This is a genomic window from Alteromonas sp. BZK5 (genome assembly GCF_014349115.1).
In the GTDB taxonomy this organism is placed as follows: Bacteria; Pseudomonadota; Gammaproteobacteria; order Enterobacterales; family Alteromonadaceae; genus Alteromonas; species Alteromonas macleodii.
On the sequence record NZ_JACSOE010000106.1, the window covers coordinates 1 to 9,506 of the forward strand.

General features: G+C 46.8%; 7 protein-coding genes and 1 pseudogene. 7 read left to right on the forward strand and 1 reads right to left on the reverse strand.

Annotated elements, in window-relative coordinates; all coding sequences use genetic code 11:
- Window positions 1–98: 98 nt before the first annotated feature.
- Window positions 99–566 (forward strand): annotated as a pseudogene (locus BIZ39_RS18940) (pyruvate kinase alpha/beta domain-containing protein); the annotation flags it as partial.
- Here the strand turns inward: BIZ39_RS18940 and BIZ39_RS18945 are convergent.
- Window positions 498–2,045, reverse strand: coding sequence for an amidohydrolase (locus BIZ39_RS18945; protein WP_015067460.1), 1,548 nt, complete (start codon window positions 2,043–2,045; stop codon window positions 498–500). The pseudogene BIZ39_RS18940 and the gene BIZ39_RS18945 overlap by 69 nt on opposite strands.
- Window positions 2,046–2,250: 205 nt before the next feature.
- Here BIZ39_RS18945 and BIZ39_RS18950 point away from each other — a divergent pair, with 205 nt between their 5' ends.
- The 6 genes from BIZ39_RS18950 (at window position 2,251) to BIZ39_RS18975 (ending at window position 9,415) form a co-directional block, all read left to right on the forward strand.
- The gene (locus BIZ39_RS18950; protein ID WP_008305465.1) at window positions 2,251–3,264 is read left to right on the forward strand and encodes an AraC family transcriptional regulator; all 1,014 of its coding nucleotides are present in this window, start codon (window positions 2,251–2,253) and stop codon (window positions 3,262–3,264) included.
- A gap of 188 nt (window positions 3,265–3,452) precedes the next feature.
- Entirely contained in the window at window positions 3,453–5,234 is a 1,782-nt protein-coding gene (locus BIZ39_RS18955) for an acyl-CoA dehydrogenase (RefSeq protein ID WP_008305468.1), read from the forward strand.
- A gap of 20 nt (window positions 5,235–5,254) precedes the next feature.
- Entirely contained in the window at window positions 5,255–6,004 is a 750-nt protein-coding gene (locus BIZ39_RS18960; protein ID WP_187447723.1) for an electron transfer flavoprotein subunit beta/FixA family protein, read from the forward strand.
- Window positions 6,004–6,945 (forward strand): electron transfer flavoprotein subunit alpha/FixB family protein, encoded by a 942-nt coding sequence (locus tag BIZ39_RS18965; protein WP_008305470.1) that lies wholly within the window; start codon window positions 6,004–6,006, stop codon window positions 6,943–6,945. The genes BIZ39_RS18960 and BIZ39_RS18965 overlap by 1 nt, the downstream gene beginning before the upstream one ends.
- A gap of 25 nt (window positions 6,946–6,970) precedes the next feature.
- Window positions 6,971–8,626 (forward strand): electron transfer flavoprotein-ubiquinone oxidoreductase, encoded by a 1,656-nt coding sequence (locus BIZ39_RS18970; protein WP_008305471.1) that lies wholly within the window; start codon window positions 6,971–6,973, stop codon window positions 8,624–8,626.
- A 177-nt stretch (window positions 8,627–8,803) separates the two neighbouring features.
- The gene (locus tag BIZ39_RS18975) at window positions 8,804–9,415 is read left to right on the forward strand and encodes an SLC13 family permease (RefSeq protein ID WP_008305473.1); all 612 of its coding nucleotides are present in this window, start codon (window positions 8,804–8,806) and stop codon (window positions 9,413–9,415) included.
- The last annotated feature ends 91 nt before the right edge of the window (window positions 9,416–9,506 follow it).

Genomic DNA, 9,506 nt, shown 5'->3' on the forward strand with positions numbered 1-9,506 from the left:
TTTGCCACACTTATAAGTAGTAACCCACCTCCGCAGCCATTTATTGGTGTGGTCTACAGAGGATTATGTCTTTTTAGAGGGGAAAATCCCTAGAACCCCCTATTGAGACCGTTGCAGCTATGGCTCGAGTTTGTGAAGGTGCAGAAACCCACCCAAGTGTTAAGCTTTCAAAACACCGCATGGACGAACAATTCTCTTCAACAAGTGAATCTATTGCCCTATCAGCTGTTTATGCCGCTAACCACTTACCAAGCGTAAAAGCCATTGTCGGTTTAACAGAAAGCGGCAGCACGCCAACACTTATGTCTCGCATTACAACTTCATTGCCAATAATTGCCATGTCACGTCACGAGTCTACACTAAATACGATGGCGCTTTGTCGTGGTGTTAAGCCAGTTTTCTTCGACTCATCTAACAGTGAACCAGGCCGTTTGAAATACGACGTTATTGCATCGTTAAAAGAAAAAGGGCTAGTCAAAAGTGGTGACAGCATCATCTTAACTTACGGTGATGAAATGGAAAAAGTGGGTGCAACCAATACATTGAAAATTGTTGACGTAGAGTAAGCGCCAAGCTTGTTGAATACTCATAGCCTGTTCGGGATACCAACCAGCGACGGGTTGATTATTGCGGTCTTGGCGAGTAACTGCGGCATGTAAGCCGTAGAATGGATTGGCCAACTCAACCGGAAAGTCTGAACCTAGTGGCATTGGAATACCACTGTTCAATAATGTTTTCCATGCATAGGCACCTTCCATCCGAGCTTTACCCAAGCGATCTTCCGCCATATTCATGTCGCTGGTGGCATGAGTAGGTTGCATCGACGGCAATACTTTCAACTCGGCAAAGCGAGGCAAATCTTCAACCGCAATGATTTGCGCGTGTTCAATTCGGTTACGCAGGGCTTGGCCACCCAGTAGCTCAAAGGTACGCTCAAATTCATCAAGTACTAACTGATTGGCTTTATCCCCAATGGCATGAAAGTTCAACTGGAAACCCGCGCCTAACACTTGCTGTACTACTTTGGGAAAATCTTCAGGTTGCGTTAGTAATAACCCATGCTGATGAGGTGCATCTGAATATGGCTTGATTAACGCAGCACCTCGGCTACCCAATGCTCCGTCGCCATAAGCTTTTACGCTGCGCACATGTAAAAAGTCGTCTTGGCTGCGAATAATGCCAACATCTAGCATCTCTGGTAGCAGCGGATCTGTCGCACTTAGCATGGCATAAACACGCACGGGCAGTTCACCCTGAGCGGCTCGCGCCAAGTAAAAGTCGTAGACATGATGGCCAATACCCGCATCGTGCATGGCGGTTATGCCAACCGAATGCAAATGCTCGCCTGCAGCGTTGAGTTGTGCTGCATAGAGTGACGCTGAATCTTTTGGCATTATCGCTGACACTAAATCCATGGCATGGTCAATCAACACACCTGTTGCCTTGCCATCAGCATCGCGCAAAATTTGGCCTCCAGCGGGGTCAGGCGTACTGTCATTGATACCCGCCATCTGTAACGCTTTACTATTCACCCAAGCGGCATGGCCATCGACTCGCGTCAACCAGACGGGTTTATTTTTCAGTTTAGCATCGAGTACAGCGGCTGTTGGGAATGAGCGATCACTCCATAACTCCTGATTCCATCCGCGGCCTTTTATCCACTCTTGGTCAGCATGCATCATGGCATAGTCAGCTACCCATTGGGCTGCCTGTTGCATTGAGGAACTCTCGCGTAAATCGACTTCCATTAAGTTACCGCCCAAACCGAGCAAATGCCCGTGAGCATCAATCAACCCCGGCAGTAATACTTTATTGTTGCCGTCAATCACTGTTGCATCAGCTGGCATTTCGGTGGGATTAAGTTGCACTACTTTACCTTCATCAAACACTATTGTGTTGAAGGTTACCATTTCACCCTGCGGGTTTAGCGTATACCCAGTCACGTTGGTCACTACTGTAGACGCATAGCCGGCGAAGCTTGCAGACATTGAAACAGCGAGCGTGGTAGCTAATCCAGAAAGTAATCTCGTCAGTCTTTTTTGCATGATATTTTCTCGTCGTCGTTATTACTCATGTTTCTGAGTATCGGTGTTTGAATACACATACTACGCCATTTTCTTGGTCCAATTACACTACTTTTCCAAGTAGAGGAGCTGTCACACCCGCACTAAAGCCACCCAAGTTGTACTTGCTAATCGGCTACCGCTCTCGCAAAATAGCATCAATTTCGAATGACTCATTGAGCTAGGTATGTCGCTTCACTACAGTCACAGTGTTTCTGTGCACTTTGCCAATGCGGTGTTAGACGCAGCGCGCCAACTCGGTTTGAATTTGGAGCCGATTCTACAAAGTGCTCGACTTAACCAGCCTCTGCTCGACAATCCGCAAAGTCGTATAACCTCTCAACAATTTAGTCAACTTATGCGCTCGGTATGGGAGCAAAGTGACGATGAATTTTTAGGCTTAACCACGCAGCCCAGTAAGTATGGCGTGTTCCGTTTATTCGCCGATGGGGCGATTCAAGAGCAAAATTTACATCGGGTTTATAAACACCTGTGCCGTTTTTACAGTTTGGTTAACCAGTCAATTTCACTGTCATTGTATATAAGTAAAGGACAGGTTGAATTGCGCATGCGTCAAGTCCAACCTGAAATCGACCGTAACTTACTGTTTCGAGATTTCTTTTTGCTGCTTTGGCACCGTTTTCCGGGTTGGTTAATTGGTAAAAGTATTCCTCTGCAACAAGTTAAGATGCGTGGTGCAGAACCCGCTCATGCCGCCGAGTATCGTTTTATGTTTCCCTGCCCCATCACCTACGGCCATGACTACGATGCCTTCGTTTTTAGTGAAGAAGAACTAGTAAACCCTGTCACCCAGCGCGCGGAGAACCTGCGCGAACACTTCAAGCAAGCCCCACTCAACTGGTTTACACGTCAAGAATTCACACCAGTTTATACCCGCCGAGTGATGGATTATTTGGCCGAGTACCGCGAGCACGAAGCTAGCATGCAAGATATTGCTGATAGCGTGAATGTGTCTGAACGCACGCTACGTCGGAAATTGACCGAAGAAGGTACCAGCTTTCAAGAAATCAAAGATAAATTACGCAAAAATATGGCGATTTATTACCTCAGCCAACCCGATATTCCGATTTCCACCATTACGAATAAATTAGGTTTTTCTGAACCAGCAGCCTTCACGCGCGCCTTTAAACAATGGACTGGACAGACGCCTACCTTATATCGCGAGAACACACTTATCTAGCACCAAAACATCAGCCCAAACTAATATAAATGCAGATTGAGATAGTTTGATGAAGTGAGCAAACGAGTGTCCGAATATGTCAAGCAATAGACTTTTTTGGTAATTGAACAAATTAAGCGCAAATTGCAGACTAGTGCCTATACTATTTGGATAATCCAACAACGTTAATCACTAGGATAGGTTCTGAAATGAGTCAATATCAACCCCCTGTACTTGATGCTAAATTTGTACTTGACCAGTTAATCGGTTTCGATGGTTTGTGTGAAAAACTTCAATTAGAAGATATTAATATTGACCTAGCAGATGCGGTCTTAGAAGAAGCCGGTAAACTGAGCTCAGAAGTATTTGCTCCGTTGAACTGGGACACCGACCAAAATCCTGCGCAGTGGGCTGATAATGCCGTCACTGAATCTCCTGGATTAAAAGAAGCCTATCAACAGTTTGTGGATAACGGTTGGTCTACATTAACAGCACCAGAAGAGTTTGGTGGACAAAATCTTCCTCAGGTTTTAGGCACTGCAGTCAGCGAAATGTGGCAAGCATCAAATATGGCGTTTGCACTTTGCCCGTTATTGAGCATCGGCTCTGTAGAGGCATTACTTGCTCATGGTAGCGACGAACTAAAAGCCCTTTACCTACCCCGCTTAATCGCTGGTGAGTGGACTGGCACCATGAACCTGACCGAGCCAGGCGCTGGTTCAGATCTCGCGGCAGTATCAACAACTGCAACACCAGATGGCGATCACTATCGCATTAAAGGCCAGAAAATTTTCATCACTTGGGGCGATCACCAAATGACCCCCAATATTGTGCATTTGGTACTTGCACGCTTACCCGACGCACCTCCGGGCGTAAAAGGTATTTCACTGTTCATCGTACCTAAGTTCGTACTCGACGAAAACGGCGAACCAGGCGAACGCAACGATGTATACCCCATCTCAATTGAACACAAGCTCGGTATCCACGGCTCGCCAACGTGTACTATGGCATTTGGTGATAACGAGGGCGCGATTGGTTATTTAGTTGGCGAACCGCACAAAGGCTTGCCGTATATGTTCACCATGATGAATCACGCCCGCCAAGGCGTAGGTGTACAAGGTTTGGGTATTTCAGACCGCGCTTACCAACAAGCGGTGCAGTATGCACGTGAGCGAGTTCAAGGTAAAAACAGAGATGGTAGTAAAAAGCCTATCATCGAGTACCCTGACGTTCGCCGTATGCTATTAACCATGCGTTCTGGGGTTGAAGCGATGCGCGCTTTAGCGCTAGAAGCGTCTGCCGCGCTAGACTTTGCTCACGCCGACAATAACAGTAAAGAAAAATACGCGCGTCTTGAACTGTTTACACCTATTGTAAAGGGTTGGATGACGGAGTTTGCACAAGAGCTCACTTCGCTTAACATACAAGTTCATGGCGGTATGGGTTATGTTGAAGAAACAGGTGCAGCGCAGCATTTCCGCGATGCACGTATCTTACCTATTTATGAAGGCACAACGGCGATTCAGGCGCTCGACCTTATTGGTCGTAAAGTATTAATGGACGGTGGTGTAGCACTGGAAAGTCTATTAAACGACATGACGGCTACCGCCACTGAATTGAGCGCTTCTAGCAACGCCGACGCGCAAGCCTTTGGTGCAGCATTCGCCCAAGCCGTGGACAAAGCGCGTGCGGCAAAAGAATGGCTACTGACTAACGCACCGAGCGAAAAAGAGTTATCACAAGCAGTTTGTTTCGATATGCTAATGGCAATGGGCTATTTGTGTGGTGGTTGGATGCAAGGCCGTACCTTACTCGCCGTTATCGCCTTAACTGACGCGAACGACGACGTGTACGGTGAAGAGTTCCTTGCTAAGAAGCGTATTTCAGCGATGTACTACAGCCAGTGCTTGTTGCCACGTGCACTACATCATTTTGGTGTAATGGTACAAAACCCCCAAGCACTGTATGAATTTGCTGTTGATCAATTTTAATTAGAATTAGAAGGTTTACTATGAAAATCCTTGTTCCGGTAAAACGGGTTATCGATTACAACGTAAAAGTACGTATTAAACAGGACGGCTCAGACGTCGATTTGAGCAACACCAAAATGTCTATCAACCCGTTTTGTGAAATAGCGGTTGAAGAAGCACTACGCCTAAGAGAAGCGGGCACAGCAAGTGAAGTTATCGCTGTTTGTATTGGTCCCAAAATCGTTAAAGAGCAGATCCTAGCTGCCCTTGCGATGGGTGCTGACCGTGCCATTCGTATTGATGTAGAAGAGCAACCAGAGCCATTAGTTATTGCCCGTTTACTAGCGAAAGTAGCCGAGCAAGAAGACGCGGGCCTGATCATGATGGGTAAGCAAGCTATCGACAGCGACAACAACCAAGTGGGTCAAATGCTTGCAGGTATTATGGGTCGCCCACAAGGAACTTTTGCCTCAGTGGTTAAAATTGAAGGTGACGAAGCGCTAGTTACACGCGAAGTCGACGGTGGTCTACAAACTGTAGCTCTGAAGCTTCCCGCTATCGTGACGGCTGACCTACGTTTGAATGAACCGCGTTTTACCACACTACCTGATATCATGAAAGCGAAACGCAAACCTATCGCAGAGACAACTGCCGCAGATTTAGGTGTTGAAGTTACGTCAACGCAACAACAACTTTCTGTTGCTGCTCCTGCTACACGTCAGGCAGGTATCAAAGTTGCGTCGGTAGACGAGCTAGTCGATAAACTGAAAAATGAAGCGAAGGTGATTTAATGAAAACCTTAGTAATTGCATCACACAATAACGCCACACTCAGCCCTGTTACCTTAGCAGCCGTGTCGGCAGCACTTAAAATTGGTGCCTCTTTTGATATTTTTGTGGCCGGTAAAGGGTGTGCAGCCGTTGCCGAAGAAGCGGCAAAAGTCGATGGCGTTAGCGCAGTACTGGTTGCTGACCACGATGCACTAGCGTATCAAGGTGCAGAAAACCTAGCAGCAACATTACAAGCTAATGCAGAAGGCTACAGCCACATTGTTGCACCGGCGACGAGTGTAATGAAAGATGCACTGCCACGCCTAGCCGCACTACTCGGCGTAGGTCAAATTTCAGATATTACCGGTGTTAATGGTGAAGCTGAATTCGTGCGCCCCATTTACGCGGGTAATGCCATTGCAACCGTTACTTCTAGCGATGCTGTGAAAGTTATCACTGTGCGTACATCTGCTTTTGATGCTGCGCCAACAGGAGCTGGCACTGGCGCTATCACTGCGGTAGATAATGCTGTTGACTGTGGCTTGTCGCGTGTAGTTAGCGAAGAAATTGCCCAAAGTGAACGCCCTGAACTCGCTTCTGCAAGTATTGTAGTTTCGGGTGGCCGCGGTGTAGGTAGTGAAGAGAATTTCGCACTTATCGAAAAACTAGCAGACCGTTTGAATGCAGCCCTCGGTGCATCGCGTGCAGCAGTTGACGCAGGCTTTATTGGTAACGACCACCAAGTTGGTCAAACCGGTAAAATTGTTGCACCTGACTTGTATGTAGCGGTAGGTATCTCTGGTGCCATTCAGCATTTAGCAGGTATGCAAGGCTCTAAAGTTATCGTAGCGATTAACAAAGATCCAGACGCACCAATTTACGAAGTGGCGGACTACGGTTTAGTCGGTGATTTACACGACCTAGTACCGGAATTAGAAGCCAAATTAGCTAGCGTACTTTAAATTAAGTGCCATAAAGAGGAACGTCATGGATACTCCAGAACGCGAATCCATCGAATTTGATGTTGTTATTGTTGGCGCTGGCCCTTCTGGCCTGTCGGCAGCTTGTCAGATTAAGAAGCAAGCTGCTGAACAAGGCAAAGAAGTCAACGTCTGTGTGCTTGAGAAGGGCGCTGAAGTAGGTGCTCACATTTTCTCTGGCGCAGTCATTGAAACCAAAGCATTGGACGAACTCTTCCCTACTTGGAAAGAAGACGGCTTTGCCCTAGGTCAGCCTGTAGCTAAAGACGAAGTGTATTTACTTCGCGACGAGTCTAGAGCCACTGAGTTACCTCATTGGGCGGTGCCACCTTCAATGCACAATGACAACAATTACATTGTGAGTGTGGCGAATTTATGTCGCTGGCTCGCAGAGCAAGCAGAAGAGCTTGGGGTAGAAATATTCCCTGGTTTCACTGCCGCTGATGTGATTTTCGACGACAATGGTAAAGTGTGTGGAGTAGCCACAGGCGACATGGGCGTAGGCGCAGATGGCGAACCAGGCCCAGGCTATACCCCTGGTATGGATATCCTTGCTAAGTACACTATTCTTGGTGAAGGCTGCCGTGGTCACATTGGTAAAGGCATTATCAAGAAGTTCGCGCTTGATTCTGACGCTGATCCTCAACATTACGGCATTGGCTTTAAAGAAATCTGGCAAGTGCCTGAGTCGCAACACAAACCGGGGTTGGTTGTGCATGGTTCAGGTTGGCCACTAAGTAAAGGCATGGGTGGCGGATTCTTCCTCTATCACGCCGAAAATCAGCAAGTATTCGTTGGGTTAATCATTGACTTGAATTATGCCAATCCGCATATCAGCCCGTTCGATGAGTTCCAACGCCTTAAGCATCATCCGATTATTGCTGAAACACTCAGCGGTGGCGAACGTATCACCTATGGTGCGCGTGCAATTACCAAAGGTGGGTTGAATGCACTACCCAAGCTGAGTTTCCCCGGTGGTATGTTGGTTGGCTGTGACGCTGGTACACTAAATTTTAGTAAAATCAAAGGCGTTCACACTGCGATGAAGTCAGGCATGATTGCCGCTGATGCGATCCTTGAAGCGCTCGGTACCGATGCTGAAGAAAAGGGTACAACCAATTTCCAACAACTATTCGAACAGAGCTGGGCGTATCAAGAGTTATATAACTCGCGTAACTTCGGTCCTGCCTTGCATAAGTTTGGCCCTATCGTTGGTGGCGGCTACAACTGGATGGAGCAGAAGATTTTTGGTGGTAAGCCACTGTTAAAACTACGCGATTCGAAAGAAGACTACGCGTGTATGGAACCGGCTAGTGCGCACATTAAAATCGACTACCCGAAACCAGACGGTAAACTTAGCTTCGATAAACTTTCTTCGGTTTATATTTCAAATACCTACCACGAAGAAGATCAGCCGTGTCATCTGAAATTAACCGATACGTCTATCCCTATTAAGCAGAACTTGCCTCGCTTCGATGAACCCGCGCAACGTTACTGCCCGGCAGGCGTTTATGAGGTGGTGGAAAGCGACGGTGAAATGCAGTTCCAAATTAATGGACAAAACTGCATTCACTGTAAAACCTGTGACATAAAAGACCCAGCACAGAACATTACATGGCGTCCACCCGAGGGTGGTGGTGGTCCAACGTACCCCAATACCTAAAAAAATTTATCTAAGTAATATAAAGCCAGCTAGAATAGTGTTTGACGATTGTAGAACACTCTTTTAACTGGCTTTTTCATTTTACGAAAGGTTTTCTTTCAGCCTCTTATCGTCATCTGGTTGTTTTGAACGTTCACTTTCGTTCTATCTTCCGAATTTACGCAAGGAGCTATCATCATGTTCACGTTATCTGAGCAATATCACGCAAATTTCGTGTTTGCACTGATTGCCGCCGCGGCGTTACTCATGGCGAGTAACCGTGTGCGTTACGACATGATTGCAATATGTGTGGTTTTGGCCCTAATACTGACCAACATACTGCCCGTTAACGCAGCATTGGCAGGCTTTGGCAATTCAGTTGTCATTCTCATTGCCGGCTTACTCGTGGTTGGCGAGATGCTAGACAGAACCGGTGTAGCGAGATTTGTCGGTAATTGGATCAGCCAAAATAGTAGTAGCTCAACGACCAAAATGCTGATTATGCTGATGTTAGCGAGCGCCATACTTAGCGCCGTAATGAGTTCGACCGCCGTTGTTGCTATCTTTATTCCTATTGTGCTGCGCATTGCTAAATATTCCAACAATAGCCCAAGTAAACTGCTCCTTCCCATGTCCTACGCGGCTTTGGTTAGTGGTATGTTGACCTTAATTGCTACTCCACCAAACTTAGTGGTAAGTGCGGGTTTAAAGAGTCAAGGTTTTGAACCACTCAGCTTTTTTTCTTTCACGTTACCTGGCTTAATTGTGCTAGCCGGTTTGGTGTTATACATGGTCAGCTACGGAGTTTAAGACAAATTAACGCTATTTACTATCCTCTGTGACAGCTGGCTTTAAGGCTTGTTTCATGCGATTTAGGTCCAAAAACAGGAAGCAATTACGA

Coding starts and splice junctions, on each gene's coding strand:
- BIZ39_RS18945 (WP_015067460.1), bottom strand. CDS start 2,045: ATGCAAAAAAGACTGACGAGATTACTTTCTGGATTAGCTACCACGCTC.
- BIZ39_RS18950 (WP_008305465.1), top strand. CDS start 2,251: ATGTCGCTTCACTACAGTCACAGTGTTTCTGTGCACTTTGCCAATGCG.
- BIZ39_RS18955 (WP_008305468.1), top strand. CDS start 3,453: ATGAGTCAATATCAACCCCCTGTACTTGATGCTAAATTTGTACTTGAC.
- BIZ39_RS18960 (WP_187447723.1), top strand. CDS start 5,255: ATGAAAATCCTTGTTCCGGTAAAACGGGTTATCGATTACAACGTAAAA.
- BIZ39_RS18965 (WP_008305470.1), top strand. CDS start 6,004: ATGAAAACCTTAGTAATTGCATCACACAATAACGCCACACTCAGCCCT.
- BIZ39_RS18970 (WP_008305471.1), top strand. CDS start 6,971: ATGGATACTCCAGAACGCGAATCCATCGAATTTGATGTTGTTATTGTT.
- BIZ39_RS18975 (WP_008305473.1), top strand. CDS start 8,804: ATGTTCACGTTATCTGAGCAATATCACGCAAATTTCGTGTTTGCACTG.